Source organism: Bradyrhizobium sp. I1.14.4 (assembly GCF_050435825.1).
Lineage (GTDB): Bacteria > Pseudomonadota > Alphaproteobacteria > Rhizobiales > Xanthobacteraceae > Bradyrhizobium.
Genome location: NZ_JBNDLA010000024.1, coordinates 60844 through 78199, shown reverse-complemented (window position 1 = coordinate 78199; position 17356 = coordinate 60844). Strand labels below are relative to the sequence as shown.

Annotated in this window: 11 protein-coding genes; 4 read left to right on the top strand and 7 right to left on the bottom strand. The window is 64.7% G+C overall.

Annotated elements, in window-relative coordinates:
- Positions 1 to 2 precede the first annotated feature (2 nt).
- Entirely contained in the window at positions 3 to 1712 is a 1710-nt protein-coding gene (locus ABIB78_RS31430; RefSeq protein ID WP_429031717.1) for a GspE/PulE family protein, read from the bottom strand.
- Between the two features lie 68 nt (positions 1713 to 1780).
- On the opposite strand from ABIB78_RS31430, the gene ABIB78_RS31425 reads away from it, so the two are divergent.
- Positions 1781 to 2374: a prepilin peptidase gene (locus ABIB78_RS31425; protein ID WP_429031714.1), complete on the top strand. Its 594-nt coding sequence runs from the start codon at positions 1781 to 1783 to the stop codon at positions 2372 to 2374.
- A 108-nt stretch (positions 2375 to 2482) separates the two neighbouring features.
- Here ABIB78_RS31425 and ABIB78_RS31420 read toward each other — a convergent pair whose 3' ends face one another.
- The 3 genes from ABIB78_RS31420 to ABIB78_RS31410 all read right to left on the bottom strand — a co-directional run bounded on the left by ABIB78_RS31420 (position 2483) and on the right by ABIB78_RS31410 (position 8139).
- Entirely contained in the window at positions 2483 to 3115 is a 633-nt protein-coding gene (locus tag ABIB78_RS31420; protein WP_429031713.1) for an RNA polymerase sigma factor, read from the bottom strand.
- Positions 3116 to 3387: 272 nt separating this feature from the next.
- The gene (locus ABIB78_RS31415; RefSeq protein ID WP_429031711.1) at positions 3388 to 5859 is read right to left on the bottom strand and encodes a tetratricopeptide repeat protein; all 2472 of its coding nucleotides are present in this window, start codon (positions 5857 to 5859) and stop codon (positions 3388 to 3390) included.
- Between the two features lie 84 nt (positions 5860 to 5943).
- On the bottom strand, positions 5944 to 8139 hold the full coding sequence (locus tag ABIB78_RS31410; protein ID WP_429031708.1) for a tetratricopeptide repeat protein: 2196 nt from the start codon (positions 8137 to 8139) through the stop codon (positions 5944 to 5946).
- Between the two features lie 356 nt (positions 8140 to 8495).
- On the opposite strand from ABIB78_RS31410, the gene ABIB78_RS31405 reads away from it, so the two are divergent.
- Positions 8496 to 10385: a substrate-binding domain-containing protein gene (locus ABIB78_RS31405; RefSeq protein ID WP_429031706.1), complete on the top strand. Its 1890-nt coding sequence runs from the start codon at positions 8496 to 8498 to the stop codon at positions 10383 to 10385.
- 159 nt (positions 10386 to 10544) lie between these two features.
- Positions 10545 to 11036, top strand: coding sequence for a type II secretion system major pseudopilin GspG (gene gspG / locus ABIB78_RS31400; protein ID WP_429031704.1), 492 nt, complete (start codon positions 10545 to 10547; stop codon positions 11034 to 11036).
- 20 nt (positions 11037 to 11056) lie between these two features.
- Here the strand turns inward: gspG and ABIB78_RS31395 are convergent, their stop codons facing one another.
- From ABIB78_RS31395 to ABIB78_RS31385, 3 genes are read right to left on the bottom strand one after another with little or no spacing between them, the layout of a single operon-like run.
- Positions 11057 to 11791: a hypothetical protein gene (locus ABIB78_RS31395; protein WP_429031701.1), complete on the bottom strand. Its 735-nt coding sequence runs from the start codon at positions 11789 to 11791 to the stop codon at positions 11057 to 11059.
- Positions 11792 to 11811: 20 nt separating this feature from the next.
- Positions 11812 to 14163, bottom strand: a complete 2352-nt coding sequence (gene gspD, locus ABIB78_RS31390) for a type II secretion system secretin GspD (RefSeq protein ID WP_429031698.1) — start codon at positions 14161 to 14163, stop codon at positions 11812 to 11814.
- A 55-nt stretch (positions 14164 to 14218) separates the two neighbouring features.
- Positions 14219 to 16366, bottom strand: coding sequence for a hypothetical protein (locus ABIB78_RS31385; protein ID WP_429031696.1), 2148 nt, complete (start codon positions 16364 to 16366; stop codon positions 14219 to 14221).
- 362 nt (positions 16367 to 16728) lie between these two features.
- Between ABIB78_RS31385 and ABIB78_RS31380 the strand changes: the two genes are divergently transcribed.
- Positions 16729 to 17211 (top strand): hypothetical protein, encoded by a 483-nt coding sequence (locus ABIB78_RS31380; protein ID WP_429031694.1) that lies wholly within the window; start codon positions 16729 to 16731, stop codon positions 17209 to 17211.
- Positions 17212 to 17356: the final 145 nt, after the last annotated feature.

Sequence of the window (17356 nt, the reverse complement as noted above, 5' to 3'; positions counted from 1 at the left end):
TCCTACAGGCTCATGGTCAGGCGGAAGATTTCGTCGAGCGTGGTCTGCCCGGCACGCAGTTTCGCGACGCCGTCCTCGGTCATGGACGTCATGCCCTCGCGCCGGGCGACGGCTTCGAGGTCAGAGGCATCGGTCTTCGGGCCGATCGACCGTCGCAGCGCCGAACCGATTTCCATGATCTCGAACACGCCCTTGCGTCCGCGGAATCCGGTGTTGTCGCACCAGTCGCAGCCCTTGGGCCGGCAGACCACTTCGCCCGCCTCGATGCCGAGTGCCGCATAGCGCTCGTCCGCCGCGATATCCGGCGCCGACAGCGTGTAACGTTCCTTGCAGTGGTCGCACAGGATCCGGACTAATCGCTGGGCCACGATCACCCGCGCGCACGACGCCAGCAGGAAGCTCTCGATTCCCATATCGATCAAGCGCGTCACGGCGCCCGCGGCGGTGTTGGTGTGTAGCGTCGTCAGCACCAGATGGCCGGTCAGCGCGGCGTGGACGCCGATATGGGCGGTCTCCGAATCGCGCATCTCGCCGACCATGATGACGTCAGGGTCGAGCCGCATGAACGAGCGCAGCGCCGATGCAAAGGTGAGCCCGATGCCCGGGTGCACCTGGGTCTGGCTGATGCCTGGGATTTGGTACTCGACCGGATCCTCGATGGTCAGGATCTTGCGGGTGGGCTCGTTGATCACCGCGAGCGATGCGGCAAGCGTCGTCGTCTTGCCGGATCCGGTCGGGCCGGTGACGATGACCATTCCGTAAGGCGCAAGCAACGCCTTGCGCAGAACCGCCTCGTGATGGGCGCTGAGACCGATCTGGTCGAGCGAGACCAGGCCAGCTCCCTTGCGCAACAGTCGAATGACGGCGCATTCGCCGTGCATCGTCGGCATGGTGGCGACGCGCAGATCGATCTCGTTGCCGCCGACGAGGATGTGCGCGCGTCCGTCTTGCGCCAGGCGGCGCTCGGTGATGTTAAGCCCGGCCATGATCTTGAGGCGCGACAGGATGCCCTTGGCCATGGCCATTGGTGGTGCCGGCACGTTCTTGAGCATGCCGTCGACGCGCAGCCGAACCTGCAGCACGTTGCCGGCCGGCTCGATATGCAGGTCGGTTGCTCGCTGCTCGACGGCCAGGCGCAGCAGGTCGTCAAGCGCCCGCACCACCGGTGCGCCACGCGCGAGATCACGCAGATTATCGAGATCGTCCTCGCCGGCGCTGGTTCCAGCCTGCGGGGCATCATTTGGCTGATCCGGCTCGAGCCGCAACGACAATGCGGCGTCCAGATCATCGGCCGTAGCCGCCGCAAGAGCGACCCGCCGGCGCAGCATGAGTTCGATTGATCGCAACGTCTCATCATCAATCGGGAAGGCCAGCGCGAGACGCAGTATGCCGGCTGCGCTCTCATAGGGAAACAGGCGCTCCTCCTTGAGGAACCGGGTCGACATCTCGTTGCCGGCAAAGCGCCCGTCTACCAGATCATCGCGGCGAACCCGATCGCATTGGTAAAAGCTGGCCAGTTCGTCGGCCAGTGCCGACGGTGTCAGCTTGGTGAGGGCGCTCCAGTCGATGTGGCCAGCCGAGCCGTTGCGGGCGCGACCAGCCGCCTCGTCCTTCTGGCTGTCGCGCAACGCGCCCTTGTCGGCGAGATACGCCATGAAGTCGATCGGCGGTACGCCAAGTGTCGCAGGCGCATTGCTTTCATGCGTTAGCATTGCACAGCTCCGATTGACCTGGCCTGCACAGCTGGTCCGCGTGCGGCAAGAAGCGACATGAGCCGACGATGACGATCGACCGCGACGCCGATGACGACAGCAACCCGAACCGTTTCGCTCCGAACGGCGTGGTGCTGGCTTGCGGCTTCGCGGCTGTCGCTCTGGTGTCTGCAACAACGCTGCCGTGGCCGCACGCGGTCGCCTCGACGGTTCTCGGCACGCTGATGGTTGCCGGCGCCGATGTCGATGCGCGCAGCTTCGTGCTTCCCGACGCCGTCACCGGAGGAGCTCTGCTCGCCGGGCTGGTCGCCGCGGTCGCGCTCGATCCGATCGGCGGCTGGACCGCTCTGACTGGCGCACTGGGCGGCTCGATTCTGGTTGCAGCAGCGATTTGGCTCATGCGGCGGGCGTACCATTGGCTGCGGCAACGCGAAGGCCTTGGTTTCGGCGACGTCAAGCTTGCGGCTGCCGTCGGCGCCTGGCTCCCGCTCGACACCGTACCGCTGTGCTTCACGTTGGCGAGCTGCGTTGCCCTGATCGCTGCGCTGCTGACGTGGCCGTGCGACCGGTCTATTCAGCGCACAGCGAAACTTCCGTTCGGCGCGTTCCTCTGTCCAGCGCTTTGGCTGGTCGACTATGCCGTTCGGCTGTTGGCAGCATAATTTTCGTGCCGGGGGGCGCTGACCTGGGTGGTGTAGCAGCTTAGGCGTCAGGCGCGGTTTGGCCGGCTCGGCACGTCGGACGGTATAAGCATGTCTTGCCATCGTACGTCACCTGCTGCCGCCTAACGGCAATCGTCGGTCGAGCACCGTATCGCCATCGCCTGTCGGAAGGAGCGCAGCGCCGTCCCGCTCGCTGAATGGACTGCGACGCCGGAACGCAACCCTCGACATCTGCGCGTTCCGATCGATGCAGACCGCGCAATGCACCAGCGCCTGCTTGATCTCGACCTGGACGGTACGGACGCTGACGCCGAACCGCTGGGCCACCTGCTGCAACGGGATTTCTTCAACACATATCGCCATGAAGATCTCCCGGCGACGGGTCGGCAGCTCCTGGATGGCGCGCCGGAGCGCATTGATCTCGGATCGCGCCTCGATGATCCGGTCTGGGCCGGGAGTTTCGTCCGGCAGATCGAACAGCGCATCGGCTTGCGGTACCGTGCGACGCCGCCGCTCGGCAACGCGCCGGTTGCTGATGGCGCTCATCGCCACGCGGAACAGATATGCAGGCAGATCGCGGACGGGTCCGATGCCGTCCGCCTTGCTCAGACGCAGAAAGGTATCCTGCAAGGCCTCGTCGGCGAGATCGGCCGATCCGGTTCGTCGTGTCAAACGTTGTTTGAGATCGTCGTAGCTTGTGACGAGGAGCGCGAGCAACGCCGTTCGATTGGTGTCGCTCATTGCAGGGGCCCCATCCCCAACCGCGGCAATCTGCACGTTTCATTTCGGTCACGACACTTCTATCTGTGCTTGGTGACATGGAAATGAAACTACAACGAGTGCTCATTTCGCGGCACGCCTTACCGCAATTGATGATGCAGAATTGACTTGCGTAGGGAACACGTGACGAGCGTGTTGTGCTCGTCGCAGTGATGAGTACGCGACTGCCAGGTGTCTCGAAGACGCCAAGCCAGGCGCAAGGATGCATCTGATCGCCGGCAACGGCATGCATGTCACGATAGTCCGCTGAAGACTGTGTTGCGCCGTATCGTCTGCGCCCGTTCAATTCCAAGCAAAGCTGCTGCATTCGCTGCATCAATCGCCAGCGCTGTACGGAAACTCGCCGCTGCTTCGTCGGGGCGTTCGAGCGCAAGATTGAGGTCCGCAAGTGCGCAATGGGCGGTCACGCGGTGCGGATCGAGCGCAACCGCGTGTTTCAGGCTGATTTCGGCGCCCTGCGAATTGCCGCGGGCGGCGCATGCGCACCCAAGCGCTTCGTAGAATTCCGAAGACTGCTGCTGATTGATCTTCGTTGCTGCCAGGAAGTGCAGCATGGCGTTGTCGAGGTCGCCAAGCTCGCATAGTGCGAGCGCATATTGTGCATGCAGTGCGTCACTGGTGGGCGCGAGTTCCAGCGCCTTGCGGTAATGCTGATGAATCTGGCGCCTCAGCATGTCGGTATGCAGGCCGCTCGCCTGCTCGCCATTGCCCAGCTTTCGCAGTGCATTTGCGTACGCCGCGTGAGCATCGACGTTCGTCGGGGCAAGCTCGATTGCCTTGCGGTACTGAGTAACCGCTTGCTCTGCCCTTTGAGTAGCCATCAGCGCGTCGGCGAACGCAATGCGCGCCGGCGCCAGATCAGGCGCCGCTGTCACCGCGGTCTGCAACAACGCGTACGCGCGCTCAAAATGGCCGAGGCCGAGCTCGACCGCACCGAGGTTGCACAATGCGTTGACGTGTCCGTGATCGAGGGAAAGGACGTGCTCGAACAGTTTCGTGGCACGATCTAGTTTGCCTGCATGATGCTGGCGGCACGCCTCGACGAACAACGCGTCGCAGATCAATGTGTCGTTCCCGGGGGGCGGGACGGTCATCTTGAGCGTGGAGGTCACGACCGGGTCCGCGGTCCGCTCGGCCGACAAGCCGGACCCGGCCCCGGCGAGGGACCTCAGCTCGGAGTTGAGCCGCCGGATCACCTCAGCCCAATCGCCCGGTTTTGCCTGCCGGAACAGCCGGGCTCGCGGATACCACGGTGTATCGTTGCGATCGCGCAGCCAGCGCCAGTCGCTGCCATTGGCGAGCAGGATCCAGACCGGCTTGCCGATCGCACCGGCCAGATGCGCGATGGCGCTGTCGATCGAGATGACGAGATCGAGATTGCCGATGATTGCCGCCGCGTCGGCAAACGATGTCGCGTCAATTTGCGCGCCGGCATCGAGGATACGATCGTCGAAGTCGGCGAGTTGCTCACGTCCACGGCCGATCTGCAGGCTCACAAATCGCACGCCCGGACAGCCGAGCAGGGGGCGCAGCAGATCGAGCCGGATCGAGCGGCGCTGATCGTTGAGATGGCCGGGGTTGCCCTGCCATACCAGGCCGACGGAAATGCCGCGACCGGGATTGTCGCCAAGGCGCTTACGAAGGCGCTCGCGCCATCGCGAGACCAGATCCGGATCGGGGGCGACATAGGGAATTGCCGCCGGAACCGTGTCGACCTGCGTATCGAAGATCAGCGGCAATGACAGCAGTGGCACATGCACGTCGAATGCCGGCATTGTGGTCTCGTCACTAATGACATCATCGATGCCGCCAACAGTTTGCATCAAGGACAGCAGGACTTGCGGCGTCCGCAGGATCACGCGACCACCCCGCGCTTTCACCATCGACGCATAGCGGACGAACTGGAGGGTGTCGCCAAAGCCTTGCTCGGATTGCAGCAGGATGGTTCTGCCGGCAAGATTCTCACCGTGCCAACGCGGTCGGTCGGTCGAGACCAGATGCTTGTTGACACGCGGATCCGACAGCCGCCCCTCGTACTCCGCCCAGGCAGCCGACCAGTCGCCGACGCCGAACAGGCAGACGGCAAGCACGGTGCGCAGCTCCGCGCGCATGGGGTAGCGCGCCAGCGCATCACGCAGCAACGCGACGCCGGCATCGTGCCGGTTGGTGTCGCTGAGCAGCCAGCCGAAATCGACGATTGCATCGATATAGTCGGGTGCGCTTGCAATCAGGTCGCGAAATACGTCGTCGGCAAAATCGCTCAGCTCGAGCATCGCCAGCGCGCGGGCAAGGCCCAGCTGTGCGGGTGCATTGTCCGGCCGCAGCGTCAGCGCAGCCGTGTAGGCGGCGAGCGCCTGCGGATACTGGCGGCCCTTGAGCAGGAGGACCCCGAGATTGCCATGGGCCTCACCGTCAGCGGGATTGAGCCTGATCGCTTCCTCGATCAATTCCAGCGCCCGCTCATCCTCCTCCCGCTGCAGCGCGATCACGCCGCGGACGTGCAGGACGTGCGACCGCACCAGAGGTTCGTCCTGCATGGTTTCGAGCAGGACATCGGCACTGTCGAGCTGACCGTCACGAAACAGCGCGACGGCGCGGTTCATGACGGTCTGGATGAATTCCGCGCGTCGCTCGGATGAAGCCTGATTCAGCATCGCGAGTCCGGCACGCATCGCCTGCGTTTCGCTGATCCCTGCTTTCGGCATCGATGCCTCCTTTACTGTCGGCCTGCCTGTCGTTTGCGACGTCGCGGCCGAATACGTTTTCGGCAGATCCGCCCGTGATCGCGGTCAAGCCGCCGCATTCGTCGTGCGAGCCTCGCACCACTCCGCCCAGAGCTGCATCAATTCGCGCGAGAGATTGCCGGCGAAGCGAGCTGCGTCGCAGAGCGGCGAGGCGGCAACACGGTCGCGCAGGCAGCGGCGCAACTCGGCGAGCTCATCGCGCCGGTGCGTCCAGCCGACTGCCATGGCGACGTAGTCGTCGATACTGTGCGCGCAAAAGCTGCTCAATCCGGCAGCAGTGAGGTGGGTCGCCGAGTGACGGCCGGCGAAGGTATCGCCGACGAACGTGACGGTGGGAACGCCCATCCACATCGCCTCGAGCGTCGTGACGCCGGCAGAATAGGGGAACGGATCGAGCGCGAGATCGACCTCGCCATAGGCGACAAGCAGCCTGTCCTGCTCGGTTTCGCCGACCAGCTCGACGCGCTCGCGCGGGACGCCGCCCTGGCCGAGCACGTTGTAGACGGCGTCGCGTGTGCTGGTCTCGCCGAGACCGCCGTAGACCATCAGGATGCGCGAATCCGGCACTTGCTCGAGGATGCGCGCCCAGGCCTTGCCGAGTTCGCTGTTGATCTTCGCCGGGCGGTTGAAGCAGCCGAACGTGAAGCGGCCACCGCCCAGGCTTGGCAGCCTGGGCACCTCGGGAGCTTTCGCCGGCGGGTGATAGCAGACATAGCAGTCGGGCAGGCGGATCGGTCGCTCGACATAGCTCGCATCATGCTCCGGCGGAATCTCCACCGGATCGGCGATCAGCCCGTCGTAAGTATCGAGCCCGACCGTGCCGACATAGCCGGCCCAGCTGAGCTGGATCGGCGCCGCGCGCGTAGCGAACAGCGAGAGACGGTTGCCGGCGGTGTGGCCGGCGAGATCGAACAGGACGTCGATACGATCCTCGCCGATCTGCCGTGCCAGCGCCGCGTCGTCCATCCCGGACACGTCGCGCCAGGAGAGCGAGATTTCCTTGTAGCGTTCGCTGAAATCGTCGTCCTGCCGCTTGCTGTCGGTCTTGTAGCAGAACATCTCGTAGCCGAGCGCAGCGAGCGCCTCGAAGGCGCGCAGGACGAGGAACGAGACGGCATGCCGGTGCAGGTCCGCCGACACCAGGCCAAGCCGCGGCTTGCGCATCGGATCCGGCGGGTTGGTGAATTGCAGACGGCTGAGCGGCGCGCTCGGCCGATAGAGCATCGCCCATCGCTTGTGCTCGCGCAGCAATTCGTCGCGCGTGACGCCCGGTTTGTGCTGAAGCGCGAACAGCAGGGTTCCGGCGATGCCTGCGCTACCGGGATCGAGCTCGCCTGCGCGCCGATAGGCCGCGACGGCCTCCTCGATGCGGCCCTGTCCGAGCAATCCGAAGCCGCGGCCGACATGATGCTCGGCCTGCAGTGGATCGATGGCGAGCGCGCGGTCGACATACACGAGCCCGCGCTCGAAGGCACGATGATTGATCAGGAAGTGGCCATAGAGATATTGCGGCAGCGCGACGGTCGGCGCGCTGTCGGCTGCGATCTCGAACAACCGCGCCGCCTGCTGGTCGCGCGCGGCGATGCCGAAATTCATGCCGAGCTCGATGATCGCCTTGTAATTGTCGCTGTCGATGGTCGAGGCGGCGCGGAGATCGTCGACCGCCTTGTCGAACTGACCGTCCATCACATAAGCAAGGCCGCGGGTGCGATAGGCTTCGCCATATCCGGCATCGAGCTCGATCGCCTTGTCCAGCGCCGCGAGCGCCTCGCTGCGCCGGTTCTCGGTCAGGAGCGCCAAGCCAAGGCTAAATTGCGCCAGTGGCATGTTCGGCAGCAGACGCAGTCCATCCTGAAGATAGGGAATACCGTCGCGGGTGCGTCCGGTACGGGCAAGGCAGGTGCCGATCTCGGCCAGCGCCGGCGCATGGGTCGGTGTCACCCTGAGCTCCGCGACGAACGCCTCGCGCGCGTCGTCGAAGCGATCGAACCGGCACAGCGCAACGCCCTTGCAATAATTGAAGCCGGACTGGTCTGGCGCGAGCCGCGCGGCTTCGTTGAATGCGCGTAGCGCCTGGCGCCAGCGATCCTGCCGCGCGTGCGTCACGCCCTCCTGATGCAGAGCCTGAGCCCGCTTCAGGTCGGTTGATGGATAGCTGCCGCGGGCCAGCGGGCGCGCCAAAATTGCATGGCCGCCATGCCCCACACGAATCGCAAGTGGCCCGCTCGAGTTGTCTTCCATGTGGGAGGCCTCACTTGAAATGAAGGCACGCGAAGATTGCTCAACAGTTATTTTGCGATCAGACAGCGAGCAGTCCATAGAGCATCTGTCGAGGTATTGCCAAGATGTTTTTCGGATCTGATCGAAAATAATCCCTGCGCGAAGTCGACCGTCGAATTGTCTATCAGACGTGAAGTCAATCATCGGCGACGGAGACATGACGTCGACGGAAGAGATACTCGTCTAAACTTGGATTGGCTCCGCCAATCGGGATTGGATAGCAAAATAAACTTCAGATCGATTGAAGGTTACTTTGCGCTCTCATGACGACGCGATGACGATGTGCCGGTGGTGATCAACCCCACAGGAACAGCGCAATGAAAATGCAATCGTCCAAATACATGCTCGGCACCGCTTCGGTGCTTGCCCTGCTTGCGTCCTCGACCATCACGCCCGCGAACGCGCAGGTCTCGACGGCCACTGCCGGCATCTACGCGGGCGGCAGCACGCTCGCCTCGGAAGCCTTCCGCCAGATTTTCGACTGCTACATGGGCGCAACCGTCGGCTTCGGCACCACCTATCCCGACGGCTTCGCTTTCAGCCCCACCTCGGGACCGGGCAAGTTGCCGACCACCTGCACGCTGGTGAGCGTGCCGATGCAGGGCATGTATGCCGGTGTCGGCAGCGGCAATGGCGTCCGCGGCTTCATCAGCAACAATCCGCAGCAGTGGTACAACGGCACGGTGACGCCGGGCACCTCGGGCGCGCCGCCGCTGCCGGCGAACCAGCCCGCGATGATCGATCTGGCCAATCCGGGTACCCCGGCGACCAAGTTCGGCAGCTATCCCTATCCGCGCGTCGACATCGGTCTGTCGGACTCGCCGCTGGCGGGCGCCTTGGCGAGCCTCACGACCTCGTCTGTCAGCTTCAACCCGACCCAGAGCTGGACCACCACCGGCGGCGCGCTGGCCACGGTCACGGTGAACAGCACCTTTACGGCGTCGGTCGCCTACAACACCACGGTCTACGGCAACCCGATCCAGATCCCGGCCTTCGAGGTCAACGTCGCAATCGGTGTCAACACCAGCACCATGACGGTGAACTCGGCGGTCGCCGGCACCGGTGCCACTCCGGGCACCCAGGCCAACCAGGGCGCGGCCATCCAGCTCAGCACGGCGCAGATGTGCGCGATCTTCACCGGCCTGGTGACCGACTGGAACGATGTCACTGCCAACAAGATCCCGTACCTCAACAACGCCGGCACGCAAGTGCTCGCCGCCTTCGACTACACGAATGCCAACAGCAGCGGCACGCTGCAGGCTTACTCGAGCACATCTCTCCCGATCAAGATCGTGTACCGCGGCGATGGCAGCGGCACGAGCTTCATCCTGACCAACTATCTGAAGGCCGTTTGCCCGCTGCTCGATTCGACCGGCGCGTTCGGCTACCAGTCGATCTTCAATACCACGACCCTGCCGAGCACCACCTTCGCCAACCTGATCACCCGTATCGCCGCCGTCCGCGGCACGGGAGGCTGGAACAACACGACAGCGACAAACGCCTGGATCAGCGCAACGGGCAGCGGCGGCGTCGCATCCGCGATCAGCACCGATGCCGCAAACAAAGGCCGCATCGGCTACGTCAGCGCCGACTTCACCCAGCCTTACACTACCCAGGTTGGGACGATCGCGGCTCCTCGTTCGGCCGCCCTTCAGAACGAGCAGCTGCGCGTAGCCGGCACCTACGTTCCGAACAATGCGACGCCGACCACGCTGGAATTCATCGCACCGACGCCGGACGGCGCCAACGCCGCATGGCTCGACACAAGGCTCAGGACGCCGGCCACGACCTGGACCTGGAACGACTACAACATCTACGCCAACGTCTTCGGTACAGTCACCCAAGGTGGCGTCACGATGACCGGCCTGCCGGTGCTGCCGCTCACGAACAGGTCGAACGCCTATCCGCTCAGCGGCACCACCTTCCTCGACCTGTATAGCTGCTACAATGTCCAGGCCGACACCGGTCGCGTCACGAATCTCGTCCGCTTCCTGACCTGGTACTACGCCGGTGCTGGGGCCGATGGTGATCCGGACGTCGCAGCGGTCATTCAGAACGCTGGGTTCCACCACCTGACGCCAGCCTACGCGACCAACATCCAGAAGCAGTACTGGAATAACGCAACGACCGACATCACTGCTGCGGCCGCCGCCCAGGTGAACGGCTGCTTGAATGTCGCCAACGGCGCCAGCGGTGGCGCCAAGTAATGCAGTCGCGGACGGCGCAATCCCAACTGCGTCGTAGCAAGATCGCGTCAAGCACATGACACGGCCGGGCGCCTCAATCGAGGCGCCCGGGACTATTCACAGAGCGTCGACAAGGATCCGCGACGGCTCTCGGCCCTGTCGCTCATTGGACCAACAGCGATGTCGAAGCAGAACTCCATCCTCACCTCCGGGCGTATCGACCGAGACAGCACGCGACAGGGCGAGCGGGGATTTACGCTCGTCGAGATGCTGGTCGTCATCGCCATCATCGGCTTGATCATGGGATTGGTCGGCCCGCGCGTGCTGAGCTATCTGAGTGAATCGAAGGTCAAGGCGGCCAAGATCCAGATGCGGAGCTTCGCGAGCGCGCTCGATCTCTTTCAGCTCGATACCGGCCGTTACCCGTCGACGGCGGAGGGGCTTACGGCGCTGGTGCAGCGGACGTCGGGCGCGGCCAATTGGAATGGTCCTTACCTCAAGGGCGGCATGGTTCCCAATGACCCATGGAGCCATCCCTACATCTATCGGGCGCCTGGCGAACACGATGCCTATGATATCCTCTCCTACGGCTCGGATGGTCAGGAGGGCGGCAGCGGGACCGCCGGCGACATCTCCTTGGACAAGCTGACGAGCGCCGCCAGCAACGAGTGATGCTGCTGCGAGGACGCGGCTTATCTTCTTTGCCCAGGCAATGCGTGTCGGCCGGGTTTGCCTGCGGCCTCAGGTGAGTGTTGACCGGCCGGTTGCGAATTCGTCGTTCTGTCTTCCAATTGAGTATCGAGCCCGGCAAGCCATCGATCGTCAGGCGATGCTGGCGGCGGGACGTGGCGTCCCGGTCGATCGGTCATGATGGCGCCCATGGCACGCAGATCGTCGGGCGTCAGCCACGCGATCTCGTGGGCGTGCGTCGTCACCATCTGTCCGATGATGTGAGGCGGCACGCCGAACCCGCTTGCGACGCGGGCCATGGCGATGGTCGCCTCTTCGGTCTGCGCGGTTTCGTGGCCGAATTTGTCAGACACGCCGTGGACGCCGATCGCGGCCTCATAGCTCGCGAATTTCTCGTTTCCCGCCGCGAACACGATGAAGCAGGCCGATGCACAGCGCGATCCGGCCGCGACGATGGTCGGCAGCTTCGCCCTGCGGATCAGGCCGGCGAGCTTCACCGCCTCGGCGAGGCTGCCGCCCGGTGAATCGAGCCGTATGGCCGAGATCAGACGGTTGTCGTCATTGGCGGCCTTGATCAGTGCTTCCGCGGCCTCGGTGTCACCCCCCGCTACGTCGCCGCTGAGTGCGACAATGGTGACGTCGCCCTTCAGTGTCACGCTGCCCAACTCGGCAGCGGTCGCAGCCGTACTGAAGATCGCTGCTCCCAGGACCCTCAGTATGGATGAGACCATCGCCATCGGCGGCCTCGGCCTTCGTCTCATTTGCGAGCGACAGCCGGCGCTGCCGCCTGCGCATCGAAGGTCGTCGGTGCGCGCCGCATGCTGTCGAGGCGCTCGCGGAATTCCTCGGCAACGACCTGGGCGTCGTGACCGTTACGCACCAGCTTCGTCGTGACGAAGACGATGATCTCCGAGCGGAGCTTGGTGTCGCTCTTCTGGCTGAGCAGGTCGCCGAGATACTTGATCTGGTTGAGGCCGGGCAGTCCGGCCACCGAGCGCTCGTCGTCTTCCTTGATCAGGCCGCCAAGCAGCACGGTCTGGCCGCTGCTGGTGCCGACCGTCGAATGGATCCGCCGCTGCGAGATGGTGGGCGTCAGGTTCTGGGCGCTCGAGCCGCCCGGATTGACCACATTGGAGACTTCCTGCTCGATCTCGAGCTCGATCGATCCGTTTGGATGCACATGTGGCAGCACCTTGAGGATGATTCCGGTGTTCTGCCGGCTGATGCTGCTCACCACATTCAGACCGGTGACGGTGCTGCCGGTCGAGATCGGTACCTGGTCGCCGACCTCGAGGATCGCCGGCTCGTTGTCGGCGACCACGAGTGACGGAGCCGACAACACCTTGACCGCGGTCAAGGTGGAAAGCGCATTGAGGACCAGCTTCGGGTTGGCCTCGGCACCGAGCAGCAGGTTGAAGCCGGGCAATACGCGGGCGAGCAGTGCAGTTTGCGCGGCCGACTGCGCGGCCCCGAACAGGCCGACCGACCCCTTGTCGGGACCGGCGCCGGCGTTGGCGCTGGTCAGATAGGCCTGCACGCCATACTGCAGCTGGTCCGTGAGCGTGACCTCGGCGACCATGGCATCGACCGCGACCTGCAGCCGCGGACGATCGAGCGACTCGATCGCCCGCTCGATCACGAGATAATCCTCCTGGTTGGAGTAGACCATGATCGCATTGGTCGACTTGTCGGCGGTGACGCGGACATTCTGAAATATGCCGCGCGGAAGGGAGCCCAGCCCCGTCCCGCCGCCGGGCCCTGCCATATCCTGGTCGTCGTCCTTGCGATCGGAGAATCCAACCTGGGCCGCGCCGCCGCGATTGGCGTTGCCCGAAGTGTCGGTGCCGCCCTGGTTGGTCGTCGTCGAATTGTTGCTGCTGCTGAGCGCGCCGGCACCGAGCGAGTCGATACGCGATGTCGTTCCGCTCTGCCCCGGCGCGGTCGGGCTGGTCTGGCTGTCACCGGCTGATTGCGAGGTGCGGCCAACGAACATCTCGTTGAGGATGCGGGCAATGCTGCGCGCGTTGCCGAAGCGCAGGCTGTAGACTCGCACCGTCGTGCCGGTCGGGTCGGACCGGTCCAGCCGCCGCACCCATTGGGTAGCGCGGTCCAGCACCTTGCTGTTCTTGCTCACCGCCAGCACCGCGTTCATGCGCGACACCGGCTGAAACTTGATCACGCCCTGTCCTTGTCCGCCATCGGCAGTGTCGAACACTTTTTCGAGTTCGCGGATCATGGTCTCGGGCGCGGTCGACTTCAGCGGATAGAGCCCGACCGACTGGTTGCGCAGCCATTCCACGTCGAGCGTGCCGATGACGCCGAGCGCAGCCTGGCGCTCGGAAGCGGTACCCTGGATCAGCAGCACGTTGCGCGCCTGATCGACCCGCACAGCACCGGGCCGCGAAAGGAAGCTTTCCGCCGTCTTGCCGATCGCCGCAGCGGATACAAAGCGCAACGGTACGATCGAGACGCCGTAGCCCGGCTGTCCCGCGCCGATGACCGAGATACCGGCGCCCGCGGCTTCCGGCAGCGGCACGATGCGGATCAAATTGTCTTCGCGCAGCAGCGCCGCATTCGACATTCGCAGCACGCTCTCGAAGATCGGCAACACGTCCTTGCGTGGAATCCGCTGCGCGGAGGCCAGCGTGATCACGCCCTGTACACGCGGGTCGACGACGTAGTTCAATCCGAGGCTATCACCGATCACCGATTTCACCACCGTTGGAATATCGGCATTGTCGAAGTTCAGTTCGATACCGCCGCCTTCGGCGATGACGTCGCCGTCAACCGCGCTTGCCATGTGCGTCGTTGCCGCCGCAGCGGCGTCTCGCTGCGTGAGCGGCGGCGCGAGATCCTGATCGGCGCCCGGAAACACCATGGGCTGCGTCCGCGCGGACGTCGTTGCGCCGGATGTCCCGCCGACCGGGCCGGTCCAGCGCGCGCGCAAGTCGGCATCGCGGATCGGGTCCGTGACCTGATCGCGACCAGGCAAGTCAATGCCCTTGTCCATCATGCAGCCGCCGAGCAGGCCGGCGAACGCAAGCCATGTGCCGGCTGCCGCGGCAATCGATATCACGCGCGGGAGACCGAACCGTTGAAGACATTGCACGATGGTTCTCCCTTGTCCGCTGTGCTGGATGGCGGTGCCAGCGGCAGTCCTATTGTCAATGGGCATCGCTTGCCGCCTTCCATGGACGATCGGCGGGAGCCAGGCTGTTGCCGGCGAGCTCCTCGACCTCGTTGACCAGTGCCTCGGTGCGACCGATCAGTGCACGGGCGTAAGACGGATTGATCGGCTGATGCGAAAAAGCTGCGTCATCGAGCTGCGCGTTGATCTCGCGTGTCAGTGCGTCGCGCCTGGCGGTGATTGCGCCGATCGCGCCGAGATAGCGCTGATAGCCGGTATCGCCGCCCTTGATGGCCTGGGTCGCAAAGGCAAGGCTGTTGCGTCCGAGCTGCCCGAGCGGATCATTGATGGTCTTGCTGGCGCGCGCCAGCGCCATGTAGGTCTCGCGATCGTTTGCGAGCTCCGTTGGCAGCGCTCCCGCCTCGAGTGCGTCCACAAGCACGGTGCCGTCGTGGACATAGCGGTCGGTCAGGCCCAGCAGTGCCAGTAAAGTGGGCCGCAGATCCGCTTGGTGCGATGCAATGTCTGTCGTCTCACCGATGTGCGCGACGCCAGGGCCAGCCATGCCGAACCAGCTGCCGCCCAGAATCTGCGCGATGTCGCCGCGCACCCACGGCGTGTCCGGATTGACCGCAACGCAGGCCGGCGGCTGCGCACAGTCGGCGCGGCTGACGGCGGTCCGGATGACGTAATCGGGATCGGCGAACATGATGATATGCGGTGTGCGCGCGGGGCTCGCCGTGACCATGTGCATCAGCTGCATCTGCGCACGATCGGCGACCATCGACGTCAGGCGATCGCTCTTGCCGGTCACCGGGTTGATGACGCTGAGCTTGCCGACGTCCTGCGCGAGCGTGCGCGTGAGCGGATCGCCGGGGAGCGGATTGCCGCGGATGTAGAACGGCGGTGCGTTGCCGGCCTGGACGTCGAATGCGGTGACATTGCGCCGCTCGGTGGCGAGCAGTCGATCGATGGCGATGCCGATCGCGCCGATCGGCCCGTAGCTGCAAGGCACCGCAAGGCCATCGCACCCGGCGGGGCTGGGCGGCCCGCCGGCAAAGCGGTCGTTGCCCGTTGGCACGACGATGAACAGCGTATTGCGCGCGGTGATCCCGCTTGCGGCGAGCCGGTCGAGAAAGGCCTTGAAGGCGGCGTCGTCCGCGGCGAGCCTTGCGACATGGTCGCGTTCGCCGGGGCCGAGGGCGCGCCGGCGCGCCGCGGACGGCCTGTGTGCGTCACCGATCCCGGCATAGACTACTTGTACGCCGGCTTCCAGCATCGCCGCGGCATAGCCGAGCGATTGCGCGGCCGTCGTCTCCGATGCCCCGGGAAAGCCTGGATGGCCGGCGTCGTCGTCGATAATATCGCCGTCCAGGTCCCTTACCGGGCCGTCCGGCGAGATCACCGGCTGCACATGACGATTGCCAAACAGCGCGCTGAAGCCGACGTAGCCGCCGGGTTCATCGGGCAACTGATCGGAACGCGCGTGGGCGTTGCTGCACAACGCGCTGCCGCGGGCGCAATGGATGGCGACGCCAAGGATATCGGTGCGTGCCTTGCGCGGATCGCTGACCGCGGCGAGCGCGTCGGAGGCGCCGAGTGTGGCCACGATCTCGGGGCCGATCTGCTGCAGCGTCAGGCCGGTCGTTGCGAACGCGCCGACGTCGCAACCGGCGGCGGTGAACGGTACCCAGGGCGCGGGCACGGTCCTGCCAGTGTCAGCCAGCATCAGCGGCTTGCCGTCGCCGCTGCTCGCGGTCCAGTAGGCGAAGGCGGTGGCAAGGCCGACGCTGCCGTCGCTGCGGAACGCAGCGCTGCTGTTGCCGATCGGTACGCCCATGCGGTCGCCATGCAAACCGGTCAGGATGGTGAGGGCGTCGGGCGCCGTCTGTGCCAGCGGCGAGGTCTGATGGTTGCCAGCGATGAGGCCGTCGCGCGTGAGGAAGTCGCGCAAATGCGGCATCTGCTCGAGGTCCGAGGGTACGTTCGGGTTGTCGCGGCGCAGGTGAACGTTGTCGAGCTCGATCTGGACCACGCGCTTGATCGCACCGTCGTGCGAGCGTAGCTCACACCCGGCGAGCGCCTGCCCGGATCCGGTACTGCACGTCAAAATACAATCCAGCGCCAGGAACAGGGCGCCGAGCAGCAGCGGCGTGAGGCCGGCACGGATGCGACTCGAACGCATGACGCCACGTCTTTGATACCGATGTGTTTCGTCTCGACGGTCTTGGTGTCGATTGGAAGCCGCAGCGTCGGCAAGAAGCCGTCTACTGCACGCCGGGAGTGTGTGCGGCTTGGATGACGCGGTCGTAACAGCGGCTCTGGCGCGACGCGCATAGCGACAATGCCCAGCTGTGATTCACCTTCACAGAGTTGACGCATACAGTTTGCGATGCGTGGCACTTTGCGTGCCGAGTGCCGAGGAGGCTTGCAACACGCACGCTCCTGGCGCAGTTTGATTGTCGCACGCGGTGATGACGATCCGTCGACGTTGGTGCACGCGGACAAATGGACAGCAGACATATGTCGATCGCATTGCAAATGTTGATGGTCGTTGTGCTTTGTCTTTGTCCGCAGCTTGCTCGCACTGCGGATGCGCCGGCGGGTAACGAGGTCATCGTCAACAATCCGGTGGAACTCCAGCCGCTGGAACAGCTGAGCGCAACCAAGGACAAGCCGCTGTTCTCGCCGGTGCGGCGGCCGCCGGCCAAACCGGTCGCGCCAGTGGCGCGGCAGGAACCGCCGCCGCCACCGCCACCGCCGCCGAGCGTGGTGGTGCTCGGGATCGTCAGCGAGAACGGCGACGGCCAAGCCGCCATCCGCGCCGCGGGCAAAGGCGACAAGGTGGTGCGCGTGCGTACGGGTGACGACGTCAGCGGCTGGAAGGTCGAGCGGATCGAGCCGCGCCGGCTCGTTCTCACGCAGGGGGAGCGCTCGGTGGATTTCGCCTTGTTCACAGGCGCGGTGAAGCCCCCGAAGCCCGTCGAGCGGCCGATCCGGCAGACCAAGGCAGCATCGCCAAGCAATTGACTCGGCGCTGTTTTTGGTCGGTCGGGTGAATTTGCAGGTTCACGCCGAGGTTGAGTTCCATCGCGAGGTTAAAACTTTTTTGCGAAATCGCTTCGCGTTAGCCCTTCTCAAACTGTCTTAGGACCAGGAGAGGCGTCCCGAACTG

Excerpts from the sequence above, each read along its gene's own strand:
- ABIB78_RS31430 (WP_429031717.1), bottom strand. The coding sequence starts at position 1,712 with ATGCTAACGCATGAAAGCAATGCGCCTGCGACACTTGGCGTACCGCCG.
- ABIB78_RS31425 (WP_429031714.1), top strand. The coding sequence starts at position 1,781 with ATGACGATCGACCGCGACGCCGATGACGACAGCAACCCGAACCGTTTC.
- ABIB78_RS31420 (WP_429031713.1), bottom strand. The coding sequence starts at position 3,115 with ATGAGCGACACCAATCGAACGGCGTTGCTCGCGCTCCTCGTCACAAGC.
- ABIB78_RS31415 (WP_429031711.1), bottom strand. The coding sequence starts at position 5,859 with ATGCCGAAAGCAGGGATCAGCGAAACGCAGGCGATGCGTGCCGGACTC.
- ABIB78_RS31410 (WP_429031708.1), bottom strand. The coding sequence starts at position 8,139 with ATGGAAGACAACTCGAGCGGGCCACTTGCGATTCGTGTGGGGCATGGC.
- ABIB78_RS31405 (WP_429031706.1), top strand. The coding sequence starts at position 8,496 with ATGAAAATGCAATCGTCCAAATACATGCTCGGCACCGCTTCGGTGCTT.
- gspG (WP_429031704.1), top strand. The coding sequence starts at position 10,545 with ATGTCGAAGCAGAACTCCATCCTCACCTCCGGGCGTATCGACCGAGAC.
- ABIB78_RS31395 (WP_429031701.1), bottom strand. The coding sequence starts at position 11,791 with ATGGCGATGGTCTCATCCATACTGAGGGTCCTGGGAGCAGCGATCTTC.
- ABIB78_RS31385 (WP_429031696.1), bottom strand. The coding sequence starts at position 16,366 with ATGCGTTCGAGTCGCATCCGTGCCGGCCTCACGCCGCTGCTGCTCGGC.
- ABIB78_RS31380 (WP_429031694.1), top strand. The coding sequence starts at position 16,729 with ATGGTCGTTGTGCTTTGTCTTTGTCCGCAGCTTGCTCGCACTGCGGAT.